This is a genomic window from Pseudomonas sp. LBUM1662 (assembly GCF_059695915.1).
Window position 1 is genome coordinate 2581268 of the sequence record NZ_CP166793.1, and the last position, 12910, is coordinate 2594177.

Genomic DNA, 12910 nt, shown 5'->3' on the forward strand with positions numbered 1-12910 from the left:
CCAAAACCTGCAGACGCGAGCATCGTGTGCAATAAGCTGCTCTTAGCTTAGCCTACGGTTGCTGAACGCAAGTTTTAGTGATCGACGCCGGGTGAATCAGGCCGGGCCTTGCCGGGGATGCCGGCCTGATTCACTTCACACCAAAGCTCGCGATACGCGTCCACCAGTTGATCCTGGGTAAACGCGAGGTTTCGTCCACTCGGATTGGGCAGGATCCAGACCTTTGCATTGCCAAAGGTTTTTGATTGAAGCCCCCAGGCAATCTCTCGCTGGCCGGATAACGCGCTGTAGGCCGCCTTACCGAGAAACGCAACATAGCGCGGCGCATATCGAGCGATCTTCTGTTCAAAATTCGCTGCGGCGGCGGTGAATTCCTGCTGCGACAGCTGATCCGCCCGCGCCGTGGGCCGATCCACCACGGCGGTTAATCCGCAGTGATAATTCAAAATTGTCCGGTCGTTTTCCGGGCGCACCTGTTCAGGCGTGAAGCCTGCAAGATGCAGCGTGCGCCAGAAACGATTGCCTCTGCCGGCAAAGTGGTGACCTTCAGCGGCGGCCAACATACCCGGGTTGATGCCGCAGAAAATCACCGACAGATGTTCAGCCAGAATGTCTTCGAGTCCTTCACGCACCGCAAATCACACCGACCGCATTGCGTGCCAGCTCCGTCAATTCTTCTCGGGATTTGCCCGCCCGCGCGCGGATCGAAATGCTGTGCAGCAGGGAGGACGCGAGGACGGCGAGGGCGGCGGCGTCGACATCGCTTTTTAGCTCGCCGGAGTCGATGGCGGTTCGCAGACGTGCTTCCAGATCGGCATCGAGCCTGCTGAGCCGGTCCGACAGCACTTCGCGTATTTCCGAATCCTCCACCGCTTCGGTGGTAGCCGTGCCGATCGCAAAGCAGCCGCGCGGTTGGCCGTCGCCGGAGAAGTAGATCGACAATTGCCCTTCGTAGAAGCGCATCAACGCATCGCGCAAGGTCAGGTTGCTGTCCGTCAGCGCTTCATGCATCGCCGCCGCTGCAAATTCCCAATATTGCTCAAGCGCTTTTATGTAGAGCGCGTGTTTGTCGCCGAATGCCGCATAGAGGCTTGGGCGATTCATGCCCGCCGCGGTGGCGATGCTGTCCAGCGACGCGCCGGAATAACCGGTGCTCCAAAACACACCAAGCGCTTGCTGCAGCGCTGTCTGCGGGTCGTAAGCGCGTGGACGGCCGCGGCCTTTTGCTTCGGTAATCTTTTTTTGTGCCATGTCGTATAAAAACCTTGATGGAGGGTTTGTGTGGGGATATTCTTACACCATCGCACAAAATTAAGGAACCAGAAATTCCTTGGTTTACGGTTTGTTGAAGCGGAGCTCGAACTGAGTGTTGCGGCGACGAAACAGGTGCGGCGGAGCGATCCTCCAGACCGTGCTCGGGCTTGATTCCTCACAGCAACTATTGACGTCGGGGCCGCCGCACCTTTTGCCGGCCCGATGTCCCGGTTAAAGGTGTATTCGATCATGACTAAACAGTTCGACATCCCGGCTTCGCAGAGCTTCGAGCACCCCGCGCCGAACCTTGGCGATACGCCTGTCAAGAAACCGTTCAAACAGACACTGCGGCCGTTCCTTATTGTCGGTCTGCCGCTGATTTTCGCCGCCGTCGGCTTCGCGCGCTATCAGGCTGGCGCTGCCATTATGTCGACCGATAACGCCTACGCCCGAGTGGCGAAGGCCTCGATCAATGCGCGGGTTTCCGGGCAAGTGGTCGAGATCGCCGTCGAGGACAATCAGCAGGTTCACAAGGGCCAGGTGCTGTTCCGCATCGACCCGAAACCGTTGCAGATCGCCGTCAACCGTGCAGAAGCGCAACTGAGCGTGGCGCGCCTGCGTATCGATGGGCTCAAGGCCAGTTACCGCCAGCAGCAGGCGGAATTGCAATCGGCCAAAGAGTCGGCCGATTTCGACCAGCGGGAATTCGCCCGCAAGAAGGCGCTGGTTGCGACCGAATTCGTCTCCCGCGCCATTTACGAGCGCGCCGACACTGATCTCAAAGTGGCCCGGCAACGGATCGCGTCGGTTGAACAACAGATCGCCAGCACGGTGGTTGCCCTGAACGGCAACCCAAACATCGACGCCGATACCCACCCGACGGTGCGCGAAGCCAAGGCTCAGCTCGACGAAGCGCAGCTCTACCTGTCGTACGCGACGGTGTTCGCGCCCGACGACGGCATCGTCGCCAAGGTCGACGATTTGCAGGTTGGCAACTTCGTCAACAACGGCGCGCCAGCCTTTGCCCTGTTGTCCGATCGCGAAATCTGGGTCGAGGCCAACTTCCGCGAAACCGACGTCACCCATATGCGTCCCGGCCAGGCCGCGACCGTCAGTATCGATACCTATCCGGATCACATTTTCAAAGCTCACGTGACCAGCATGAGCCCGGGTGCCGGATCGGACTTCGCCCTGCTGCCACCGGAAAATGCCACCGGTAACTGGGTCAAGGTTGTGCAGCGCGTACCGGTGCGGCTCGAACTCGATGAGGTCGATCCTGCATTGCCGCTGTTCTCGGGCACCAGTGCCACGGTCAAGGTCGATACCGGCTACCGCACGCCTTGGTGGCATCCGCTCAAGGCGCTGTTGACCGCAGGTAACTTCTGATGAACGCCAACCTTGCCGGACCTCAAGGTGCGGGAACGATAAGGTTCGCCGCGCTGCTCGCGACTTACATGCAGTCGGCGAACCTGCCGCTTCCGAATGCCGTACTCAGGTTGATTCAGGGCAGCCTGTCGATGACCGACGACCAGGCCGGGTGGATTTTCACCTCGTACCTGGCGGCGAGCGCCATCACCATGCCGGTTGCGCAATGGCTCGCCGGGCGATTTGGCCTGAAACTGGTTTATCAAACCGCGCTGGCCTTTTTCGTCCTTGGCTTGCTGCTCTCCACCCAGGCAACCACGCCGCTGGAATTCATCGGCGCGCGCATTATCCAGGGCCTGGCGAGTGGCGTGCTGGCACCGTTGTCGATGGCGATTTCGCTGGAGACATTGCCCCTCGAGAAGCGTGCAAAATTCGGCGCGACCTGGACCGCCATCGTGCTGTTCGGCATCGTCAGCGGCCCGAGCCTCGGCGGCTGGATCGGCGAGCATTTCGACTGGCGCCCGATCTTCTACATCAGCGTTCCGCTGTCGGCCTTCATCTTCCTGGTGATGGCGCTGTTGCTGAACGAGAAGAAAGCCGAGAAGCGTCCGTCGTTCGATTTCTTCGGCTTCGGCAGCTTCACGCTGGGGTTGATCAGCCTGCAAATGCTGCTCGATCGCGGTGAACGCCTGGACTGGTTTGCCTCGACCGAGATCTGGCTGGAGGCGATTGGCTTTGCGCTGGGGCTGTACCTGTTCGCCGCGCATGTGTTGACCGCGAAGGTGCATTTCCTCAACAAGCGCTTGTTCAGCGACCGCAACTTCGTGCTCTCGACGATCATCTTTTTCGCCGTCGGTTTCGTGCTGCTGTCGACCATGGCCCTGACCTCGCCAATGCTCGACGAGATTCTCGGCTACCCGCCGGACACCACCGGTTCCCTGACCATTCCGCGTGGCATCGGGCTGGTCGGAGCGTTCCTGCTGATGAACCGGGTGCCCGAGCGTTTCGACCGTCGGCTGTTCGTCGCCGCAGGCGTTGCCGTGGTGATTTATGCCAACTGGCTGATGCTCGGTTACTCGCCGTTGATGGACTGGTCGCCGGTGGCGGTGGCCGGTGCGATCCAGGGCATTGGCATTGGCATCCTGATGCCGTCGCTGACCAAAGTCGCGTTCAGCACGCTTGACCCGACGTTACGCCCCGAAGGCACCGGTCTTTTCAATCTGTCCCGTGTGTACGGCAGCACTTTGGGCGTGGCGATTGTGCAGTTGTATTTCTTCAACAACACGCAAGCGATGCACGTGGCGCTGGTGAGCAACCTGACGCCGTACCGCGTCGGGCCGATGTCCCTGCAAGCCCTGGCGGAGCTCAACCACATGGTCACCCACCAGGCGGCGTTTATCGCGGTGGTCGACCAATTCAAGATTTTGATGGTGGCGATGCTGGTGGTGAGCCCACTGGTTGTCTTTCTTCGCAAGCCCGTTCCGACCAACTAGTTTTCGTGGAGTTTGCCCAATGAAATCCCATGCGCACTTCCTCAACAGACAGCTGTTCAAAACCACCTTCGGTGCGGTATCGGCGCTGGTATTCCTGACCGCTTGCACCGTCGGCCCTGACTACCAAATGCCGCCGCCGAGCCTGTCGCAGCACTACGACCAGCAGGCCGAGCAACGCCTCGGTCAGGGCGGCAACACGCCCGGTGAACAGCATATCGACCTGGGTAAAAAGGTCCGCGGTGACTGGTGGACAGCTTTCCAGTCGCACAAGCTCAACAGCGTGGTGCGTCGCGCCATCGAGGGCAATCTTGAACTCGTGGCAGCGGACGCAACAATCCGGCAAGCCGCGTCTTCGGTAGCTGCCGCGGAAGGTGCGTTGTACCCGCAAGTCGATTTTGGCGCGACGGCAGGCCGCCAGCGGGTCCACAACGCCAAGGAGCCTGCCACCTCCAACTTCTATGCAATCGGGCCGCGGGTTGGCTTTGACCTTGACGTGTTCGGCGGCAACAAGCGCGTGATCGAACAGCAAGAAGCGTTTACCGCGCTGCAGAAGCATCGTTATGAAGCGGCGTACCTGACCCTGACCGGCGACGTTGCCAGCCAGGCGTTGTTGGTGGCTTCCGCCAACGCGCAGATCGCGGCCGTCGAGAAGCTGCTGGCCAATGACGCCAAGAACCTCGACCTCGTGCGCATGGCCCACACCAACGGCACCACCACGCAGATCGACGTTTCGTTGGCCGAAACCCGGCTCGCCCAGGACCGCACGCTGCTGCCGCCCCTCGCTCAGCAGCGCGATGCGGCACGCCACGCGTTGTCGATTCTGACGGGCAAAGGCCCGGGTGACTGGAGCGCGCCGGACTTTGATTTTGCCGAGTTCGTATTGCCGGCGAACGTGCCCGTCAGCGTGCCCTCGGAAATGGCCCACGGCCGGCCGGACGTTCTGCAAGCCGAGGCCGAATTGCACATGGCCAGCGCGGCCGTCGGCATCGCCACCGCCAATCTTTACCCGCGCGTCACGTTGTCCGCGTCGTTGGCCCAGGCCGCCTCAGGCAATGGCGGCGCTGCACTCTGGGGTTTCGCGGCGGGGATCGCGGGGCCGCTGTTCGATGGCGGAACGCTCAAGGCTGAACGCCAGGCGGCCGTTGACGGCTACAAGGCGACGCTCGCTGGCTACCAGCAGACCGTCATTCAGTCGTTCGGCCAGGTCGCGGATTCGTTGCAAGCGATCAACCATGACACCGAGCAAAACCTGGCGCAGGAAGACGCGCTGCGCGCCGCCGACACCAGCTTGCGCTTGAACCAGCAAGCCTACGCGCAAGGCGAAAACAGCATCCTCCAGGTGCTGGAAGCAGAGCGTGCCTATGAGCAAGCGTTACTCGGCCAGATCCGCGTGAAGACCGCGCAATACCTCGACACCGTGCGGCTGTATGTGGCGCTTGGCGGAAATTCCGTCGGCGCGTTCGAGCAGCGCGTTGCCAGCCGCGAAGCCCCGAAACCTTCGTATCAATAGCCCCGGAGATTGGAGAAAAGACATGACTTACGAACACTTTAACGATGACCTTCGCGACACGAAATTTCCGTTGAATCACGGCTCCGGCGCAATGCCGGCCGTGGGATTCGGCACCCTGTTTCGCGACCTCAGCGTCACCACCCAGGCGGTCAAGGACGCGCTGGAAGCAGGCTTTCGCCATTTCGATTGCGCCGAGCGTTATCGAAATGAAGAACAGGTCGGCGTGGCCTTCAAGGAAATGCTGGACGCCGGAAAAGTCCGCCGCGAAGACCTGTTCGTCACCACCAAACTGTGGAACACCAACCACCGTCCCGAACGCGTCGCACCGGCATTCGAGGCCAGTTGCCGTCGCCTTCAGGTTGACTACATCGACTGCTACCTGATCCACACGCCGTTTGCCTTTCAACCCGGCGACAACCAGGACCCGAGGGATGAAGAGGGCCACGTTATCTACGACGACGGCGTCACGCTGATCGAGACCTGGCGTGCGCTGGAGCGCCTGGTGGATGAAGGCCGCTGCAAGTCGATCGGCTTGTCGGACATTACCCTGGAAAAACTGCGAGAAATCGTCGAAGTGGCGCGGATCAAACCGGCCGTGGTGCAAGTTGAAGCCCATCCGTACCTGCCGGAATGGGAACTGCTCGAGTTCTGCAAAGAGCATGGGATTATCGTGCTTGCGTTTGCGCCACTGGGCCACGGCATGGAGCCCAATGTCCTGGAAGAACCGGTGATCACCCAGATTGCCCAGCGTGTGCAGAAGACCCCGGCGCAAGTGGCGTTGGCCTGGTCGGTGCAGCGGGGCGTGGCGTTTCTGACCACGTCTGCGACGCCGAGTCATATCCGGGAAAACTTCGATATTTCGACCTTGCCGCAACGGGCCATGGTTGAAATTCAGAACGACATCACCACCCGGATTCGATTCAACTCGGTGGTGGAAACCGGCGTCCCAGGATTTATTCCGCGCAAGAAGTAACCCATGATGACGGGGCGGCCTGACAAGGCCGCCCCTTTTCCATCCCCCCGAGGTGAAATCGATGGACGTGTTCCAGACCCTGCGTTGTTTCGTGGCTGTGGCCCAGAGCGGCAGCTTTACGGCGGCGGCTGAGGTGTTGGACACCACCACGACCAACGTTTCCAAAGCCGTTTCCAGCCTGGAAGCCAGGCTTCGCACACGCCTCATCAACCGCACGACCCGCCGTCTGGCGCTGACCGAAGCCGGTCTGCGTTACCTGGAGCGCTGCGAGAGGATTCTTGAAGAGGTGCGGGAGGCCGACGAGGAAGCGGGCACGGCGAACACCCAGCCTGTGGGCCGGCTGAAGATTCATGCGATGGCCGCCATCGGCAATCACTACGTGATCGATGCCGTTGCCCGATACAGAGAGCTGCACCCGACGGTCATGTTCGATTTGACCCTGACCAATCGCCTGCCGGATCTGCTGGAGGAGGGCTATGACATGTCGATTGTGCTGGCCCGGGACTTGCCCGATTCAGGTTTCGTTGCGCAGCGACTCGGCATCACCTACAGCATTCTCTGCGCCTCGCCGGCGTACCTGAAAAAACGCGGACACCCGGATTCCCCGGCTGCGCTCGCCGAACATGACTGTCTGAAAATCGTGAATACGGTGATGCCGGTTGAAAACTGGGTGTTGGAGGGGCCGGAAGGCGTGGAGACCATCAGCGTTCCGCTATCACCGTTCCACATCAACACGGCCGATGGCATGACCGTCGCGATTACCAATGGCATGGGGATTGGTATCCAGCCCATTGCGTCCGCTGTCGATGGCTTGCGGGCGGGCACGTTGGTGCGCGTATTGCCCGGGCATCATCTTGAAGCGCTGAATCTGTACGCGATCTATCCGTCGCGAAAGTTCGTCGATGCAAAAATAAAGACCTGGGTGGAGTTTCTCAAACACTCCATTCCGGACGTGCTGGCCGCGGATGAAAAAATCGTCGGCTCAGCGAAAAAAAGATGACGCAGCAGGCATGGAGTGTCGACCCTCCATCGTCCTCGCAGGCTTCAACCATTTGAACATCCGGTGCCCATCACCTGGTATTGAAGGACATGGCGTTGACCCTGGGAATCTTCATAGGTCATTCGGGCTGGAACCGGTCCGCACTCGTCCGGGATGTCGGTTACGGTGATGATTTTCTTGATGTCCAGTTTGGTGCCGTAGGAGTAGCTTTCAACCGGCGTTTTACTGGCGTCGGCCGTTGAGGTGCTGTCGTCTGCAAAGGCCTGTGCGCCGATACCGCCCAGCGCCAGGAACAGCGCAATTTTTAAAGCTTTCATGTTATTCACCTTTTCGTCTTGGTTGACCCGGGCTCACCGGGTAGAGACGATGCTAGGGGGTTAGCGCTCCCTCAAATAGCGGCCCGCTGGACAAACACTGTTGCCGGATCGGGCATGAATGGCAGGCGTCAAAAAAGCCCATGGCGTTGCGTCTGCGCCTATGGCATCGTCGAAAAAATACGTCGTACAGCGAACAGGATCAGAACGATGGAGGAGGGTGATGACGTCGGCGCAACGCCGTCGATGGCAACGCTGAAAGCGTTCAATCGGTGCGTGCTGCACCTGGGGCGGCTGGCCCGGGATCGCGGCGCCTCGCAGTTCATCGCCGAAGGCCTGCAAGCGTTCCGCCAACTGGTGCCCTTTGCGTCGGCGTGGTGGGGCGAAATGTCCGCGTCCGCCGGCAACGCGCCGCCTAAAAGCTGGATGCACGGGCGCATCAATCTGCCCGAATCGTTTGCCGCCGAATGGCACAAGAGCGCGGGCCGCGACAAATTTTCCCACGACACCCTGAGTCAGCCCGGTGCGGTGGTGCGCGACAGCGGCTTCACCGACCCCGATGAAGCCGTGGACGCGTTCGCTCGGCGCCATGACCTTTATCACCCGATGTGCATCACCTTCGAGTTGCCCGAAAGCGGCTTGATGTTCTTCGTCTGCCTCTACCGTGGCATGGAGGCTCCGGCGTTCAGCGACAGCGAGGCCGCCTTGTTTTCGGCGTTCTGCGATCACCTGTTGCAGCTGTGGCGGTTCCAGGTGCAAGACATGATCCGCAGCGACACCGGCAACGGCGCGACCGACTTTGGCGTGGCGCGCATGGACGGCAGTCTGCTGTACGTCGGCGCCAGCCTGTGCGTCGCGATTCAGCGCGAGTTGCCCGGGTGGAGCGGCTCGATGCTGCCGGCCGAGGTGATCGCGCAACTGCAAAAGGCCCCGTGTGTGATGCGCCTTGGCCGTTGCGCGTTGACGCTGAGCCCGAACGCGGACCATGTGATTTTGTCGCTCGAAGCGCAGTCCCGCGCGGCCGTGCTTGCGCCACGGGAGCGGACGGCGGCGATGCTGTTTGCGGCCGGTCATTCCTATAAAGAAATCGCGAAAATCCTGACCTTGAGCCCGGCGACAGTGCGCACTTATCTGCGCAATTGCTACTTGCAGCTCGGCGTGAAAAGCAAGGTGGAGCTGGGTTCCGTCCTGCGAGACCTAACGCGCCGCGATTAACCTGTGGGAGCAAGTTCAAAAGATCGCAGCCTCGTTTCATTCGACAGCTCCTACAGGATTACGCGATCCCCTGTAGGAGCTGTCGAGTGAAACGAGGCTGCGATCTTTTAGCGCTTTCCCACATGGACAATTTGCCGACCCCTCCTCATTTGTGGAGGTCCCGCAGGCGGCGGCGCTCTATAGGGTATGCCCTGTATATCAGGGGCTTACGCGGCAGTCTGTCCGGGCCACTTCCAAAACTATAAGAACAGAGGTGAGGCAGTTGAAATTTTCCAGGCTGTTTATCGCGGTTGCGACCACTACGGCACTTGCTTCCACGGCACTCGTGGGGTGCCAGACTCAGGGCTCGACGCCCGCCGACATGGTGATGCGCAACGGCTACGTCTACACCGTCGATGGCCAGAATTCCGTGCAACAGGCGATTGCTGTGACGGGCGGGAAGATCGTTTATGTCGGCAGCGACGAAGGGGTTTCTGCGTACATCGGCAAGCAGACCCAACTGGTCGATCTGGCCGGACGCATGCTGATGCCGGGCTTCATCGATGCGCACATGCACCCGGGGGACGGCGGCCGCGCCATGACCTTGTGCGACCTGAAATACCAGACGATGACGCGCAAGGTGTTCCAGGAAACCATTCAAGCGTGCCTGGACGCCGACAAGGACAAAGGCCCCGATGTCTGGCTTGAAGTGGGTAGTTGGGATCGCATGGGCATGGACGGGCTCGATGGCGACCCGGACAAATCGACGCTGGACGCGCTCAAGACCCAGCGTCCGATCCAGGTGCGTTCCACCGACTTTCACACCGTGCTGACCAACTCCCGTGGCCTGGCAGTGGCCGGCATCAACAAAAACACCGTCAATCCGAGCGATGGCAAATACGTGCGCGACAGCGCCGGTAACCCCAACGGCATCTGCGAAGACGGTGCGGCCGATGCCATGGCTGCGGTTGTGCCTCCCGCCACCGACGCCGAGAAACTGACTCAGACCCGCGCGGCGCTCGACGCGATGCGCCAGCAAGGCATCACCAGCTTCTTCGATGCCTTGTCAGGGCCGGAAAGTGGCAAGGCGTTCACCAGCCTGCAGCAGTCGGGCGAACTGACTGCCCGGGCCTTGCTCGCAATCAAACTGGACCCGGCCGCCGCCGCGGCAGACCCGACAAAAACCATCGCCGACGCCAAGGCATTGGCCACGACTTACGACCAGGGCGAGACCAAAGTCGCGCCGGGCGTGAGCATGCGCCACGTCAAATTGTTCATGGACGGCATCATCAATGCGCCGGCGGACACCGGAGCGATGCTGACGCCGTACTTGCACAATGCCGGAACCGATAAGGCGCCGAAATGGACAGCGGGCAAGAATGTCGGTGAGCTGTACTTCCCGCCACAAGTGCTCAAGCCGTTGCTGTTGCAAGCCGTGCAGGCCGGCCTCGACCCGCACCTGCACGCCACCGGAGACCGCGCGGTACGTGATTCGCTGAACGGCATCGAATATGTGCGCCAGCAATTGCCCGGTAATGGTTTTCGCCCGGCCATCACGCACAACGAGTCCGTGGACCCTGCCGACTATCCACGCTTCAAGGCCCTCGACGTGACCGCCAACATGTCCTTCCAATGGGCCCAGCAGGCGCCGTCCACCATCGACGGCACCAGCGATCACCTGGGCGCCCAGCGTTTCGCTCGCATGGAGCCGTCGGGCAGCATCGCCCGGGCCGGCGGCCGCGTGGCGTATGGCAGCGACTGGCCCGTCGACCCGCTCGACGAGTTCCTCGCGCTGAAGATCGGCGTCACCCGCTCCGGCGACCCGCAGAACCCCCACAGCTACGGCCCCAAGTACGCCGGCCGGCTGAATGCCGACCCGGCACTGTCGCGCACGGAGGTGCTGCGCACCATCACCATCAACGCTGCCGAACAGCTGAAACTGGACGCGGTGGTCGGCTCGGTGGAAGTGGGCAAGTTCGCCGACCTGATCGTCCTGGACAAGAACTTCATGCAGGTGCCCGAGGATGAATTGGCCCGAAATAACGTGGTGCTGACCATGGTGGGAGGCAAGGTTGTGTGGGCGAAGGCGCCGTTCGTGGGGCTTGAACAGCGGCCGGCTCAAGTCGCTGCTTTGAAGACTGAACAACAATAAAAAACATCATTAGCCCCAATGCCTGCCAGTAAAACGCGGTCATTGTGGGAGCGGGCTTGCTCGCGAAGGCGGCTGCATATCCAACAGGGATGCAAGCTGACACACCGCTTTCGCGAGCAAGCCCGCTCCCACAGGTTCCGCGCTTGGCTGGAAGTTATAAGTGCCTACCCATAACAAGAGAACACCGCAATGACCCAACAACGAAGTCCGCTGATCGAGACCCGTTCGATCGATTACATCCCCGAGGCCGAGCGTCATGGCAGCCTCTACAGCCAGTTCACCCTGTGGCTCGGCGCCAACCTGCAAATCACCGCCATCGTCACCGGCGCACTGGCCGTGGTGCTGGGCGGAGACGTGTTCTGGTCGCTCATCGGCTTGCTGATCGGCCAGGTGCTCGGCGGCGCAGTCGTGGCCTTGCACGCCGCCCAGGGGCCGAAGCTCGGGCTGCCGCAGATGATCTCCAGTCGTGTGCAGTTCGGGGTCTATGGGGCGGCGATCCCGATTGTGCTGGTGTGCCTGATGTACCTCGGTTTCAGCGCGACCGGAGCGGTCCTGTCGGGGCAGGCCATTGCCCAGTTGATCCATGTCAGCGACAGCACCGGCATCCTGATTTTCGCCGCCTGCATCGCGTTTCTGACGATCTTTGGCTATCGGGTTATCCATCTGGTCGGACGGGTGGCCAGCGTGCTGGGCATCATTGCCTTTGCCTACCTGTTTACCCGGTTGATGACGCTCAACGATATCGGCCTGTTGCTGGAAAACCGTCACTTCGGCTGGAGCACCTTCCTGCTGGCCGTGTCGTTGTCCGCGTCCTGGCAAATCGCCTTTGGCCCTTATGTGGCCGACTACTCACGCTACTTGCCGAGCAAAACCTCGTCCTGGAAGACCTTTGCTGCCGTCGGCCTGGGCACCGTGCTCGGCGCCCAGGCCTCCATGGTGCTCGGCGTGTTTGCCGCAGCGTTGGCCGGTGCGAATTTTCGTGGTCATGAGGTGGCGACCATCGTCGGCCTGGGCAGCACCGGGGTGATGGCCTCGCTGCTGTATTTGAGCGTGGTGTTCGGCAAGGTCACGGTGTCGACGCTCAACGCGTATGGCAGCTTCATGTGCGTGGCCACGATCATCAGCGGTTTTCGCAGCCGTCTCGAAATCACCGCCCGCCAGCGCATGGTGTTTGTGCTGTTGATTGTCGCGGCGTCCACCACGTTGGCGCTGCTGGGGCAGTACTCGTTCCTCAACTCGTTCAAGTACTTCATCCTGTTTCTGCTGACCTTCTTCACGCCGTGGAGCGCGATCAACCTGGTGGATTACTACTTCATCAACAAGGAGCGTTATGACATTCCGGCATTGTCCGATCCGGCAGGCCGTTATGGCCGCTGGAACGTGCGCGGGATCAGCGTGTATGTCATCGGCGTGTTGATCCAGTTGCCTTTCGTCGACACGCATTTCTACTCCGGACCGATGGTCGCGCAGCTCGGCGGTGTCGATATTTCCTGGATCGTCGGGCTGGTGGTGCCGGGCATTCTCTATTACCTGCTGGCGAGAACATCGGCGGTGGCGGTGGTGCCTGAGCAGCCTTCAAAGGCCTGAATCAAGGACTTACAAAGTGAATGCGCCGGTCACCGGCATGTCTTGAAGCGTCTCCTATACTGATCCGC

The 12910-nt window shown here is 60.9% G+C and carries 11 protein-coding genes; 8 read left to right on the plus strand and 3 right to left on the minus strand.

Features of this window, described 5'->3' with window-relative positions:
* Positions 1 to 74: 74 nt before the first annotated feature.
* Entirely contained in the window at positions 75 to 632 is a 558-nt protein-coding gene (mug, locus tag ACA049_RS11615) for a G/U mismatch-specific DNA glycosylase (RefSeq protein ID WP_497335513.1), read from the minus strand.
* Positions 625 to 1251: a TetR/AcrR family transcriptional regulator gene (locus tag ACA049_RS11620; RefSeq protein WP_221109084.1), complete on the minus strand. Its 627-nt coding sequence runs from the start codon at positions 1249 to 1251 to the stop codon at positions 625 to 627. Before ACA049_RS11620 ends, mug begins: the two co-directional genes overlap by 8 nt.
* Before the next feature lie 252 nt (positions 1252 to 1503).
* Between ACA049_RS11620 and ACA049_RS11625 the strand changes: the two genes are divergently transcribed.
* The 5 genes from ACA049_RS11625 to ACA049_RS11645 all read left to right on the plus strand — a co-directional run bounded on the left by ACA049_RS11625 (position 1504) and on the right by ACA049_RS11645 (position 7595).
* Entirely contained in the window at positions 1504 to 2640 is a 1137-nt protein-coding gene (locus ACA049_RS11625; RefSeq protein ID WP_497335515.1) for an HlyD family secretion protein, read from the plus strand.
* Positions 2640 to 4112, plus strand: a complete 1473-nt coding sequence (locus ACA049_RS11630; RefSeq protein WP_497335517.1) for a DHA2 family efflux MFS transporter permease subunit — start codon at positions 2640 to 2642, stop codon at positions 4110 to 4112. Before ACA049_RS11625 ends, ACA049_RS11630 begins: the two co-directional genes overlap by 1 nt.
* Before the next feature lie 19 nt (positions 4113 to 4131).
* Positions 4132 to 5622: an efflux transporter outer membrane subunit gene (locus tag ACA049_RS11635; protein ID WP_497335519.1), complete on the plus strand. Its 1491-nt coding sequence runs from the start codon at positions 4132 to 4134 to the stop codon at positions 5620 to 5622.
* Between the two features lie 22 nt (positions 5623 to 5644).
* Entirely contained in the window at positions 5645 to 6595 is a 951-nt protein-coding gene (locus ACA049_RS11640; RefSeq protein ID WP_497335521.1) for an aldo/keto reductase, read from the plus strand.
* Positions 6596 to 6656: 61 nt separating this feature from the next.
* The gene (locus tag ACA049_RS11645) at positions 6657 to 7595 is read left to right on the plus strand and encodes a LysR family transcriptional regulator (protein ID WP_497335523.1); all 939 of its coding nucleotides are present in this window, start codon (positions 6657 to 6659) and stop codon (positions 7593 to 7595) included.
* Positions 7596 to 7639: 44 nt separating this feature from the next.
* On the opposite strand, the gene ACA049_RS11650 is transcribed toward ACA049_RS11645, so the two are convergent.
* Positions 7640 to 7912, minus strand: coding sequence for a DUF2790 domain-containing protein (locus tag ACA049_RS11650; RefSeq protein ID WP_497335525.1), 273 nt, complete (start codon positions 7910 to 7912; stop codon positions 7640 to 7642).
* Positions 7913 to 8119: 207 nt separating this feature from the next.
* Between ACA049_RS11650 and ACA049_RS11655 the strand changes: the two genes are divergently transcribed.
* The 3 genes from ACA049_RS11655 (at position 8120) to ACA049_RS11665 (ending at position 12842) form a co-directional block, all read left to right on the plus strand.
* Positions 8120 to 9124, plus strand: a complete 1005-nt coding sequence (locus ACA049_RS11655) for a helix-turn-helix transcriptional regulator (RefSeq protein WP_497335527.1) — start codon at positions 8120 to 8122, stop codon at positions 9122 to 9124.
* Between the two features lie 262 nt (positions 9125 to 9386).
* Entirely contained in the window at positions 9387 to 11255 is a 1869-nt protein-coding gene (locus tag ACA049_RS11660; RefSeq protein WP_497335529.1) for an amidohydrolase, read from the plus strand.
* Positions 11256 to 11444: 189 nt separating this feature from the next.
* Positions 11445 to 12842, plus strand: a complete 1398-nt coding sequence (locus tag ACA049_RS11665) for a purine-cytosine permease family protein (RefSeq protein WP_497335531.1) — start codon at positions 11445 to 11447, stop codon at positions 12840 to 12842.
* Positions 12843 to 12910 lie beyond the last annotated feature (68 nt).

Excerpts from the sequence above, each read along its gene's own strand:
- ACA049_RS11620 (WP_221109084.1), bottom strand. The coding sequence starts at position 1,251 with ATGGCACAAAAAAAGATTACCGAAGCAAAAGGCCGCGGCCGTCCACGC.
- ACA049_RS11625 (WP_497335515.1), top strand. The coding sequence starts at position 1,504 with ATGACTAAACAGTTCGACATCCCGGCTTCGCAGAGCTTCGAGCACCCC.
- ACA049_RS11630 (WP_497335517.1), top strand. The coding sequence starts at position 2,640 with ATGAACGCCAACCTTGCCGGACCTCAAGGTGCGGGAACGATAAGGTTC.
- ACA049_RS11635 (WP_497335519.1), top strand. The coding sequence starts at position 4,132 with ATGAAATCCCATGCGCACTTCCTCAACAGACAGCTGTTCAAAACCACC.
- ACA049_RS11640 (WP_497335521.1), top strand. The coding sequence starts at position 5,645 with ATGACTTACGAACACTTTAACGATGACCTTCGCGACACGAAATTTCCG.
- ACA049_RS11645 (WP_497335523.1), top strand. The coding sequence starts at position 6,657 with ATGGACGTGTTCCAGACCCTGCGTTGTTTCGTGGCTGTGGCCCAGAGC.
- ACA049_RS11650 (WP_497335525.1), bottom strand. The coding sequence starts at position 7,912 with ATGAAAGCTTTAAAAATTGCGCTGTTCCTGGCGCTGGGCGGTATCGGC.
- ACA049_RS11655 (WP_497335527.1), top strand. The coding sequence starts at position 8,120 with ATGGAGGAGGGTGATGACGTCGGCGCAACGCCGTCGATGGCAACGCTG.
- ACA049_RS11665 (WP_497335531.1), top strand. The coding sequence starts at position 11,445 with ATGACCCAACAACGAAGTCCGCTGATCGAGACCCGTTCGATCGATTAC.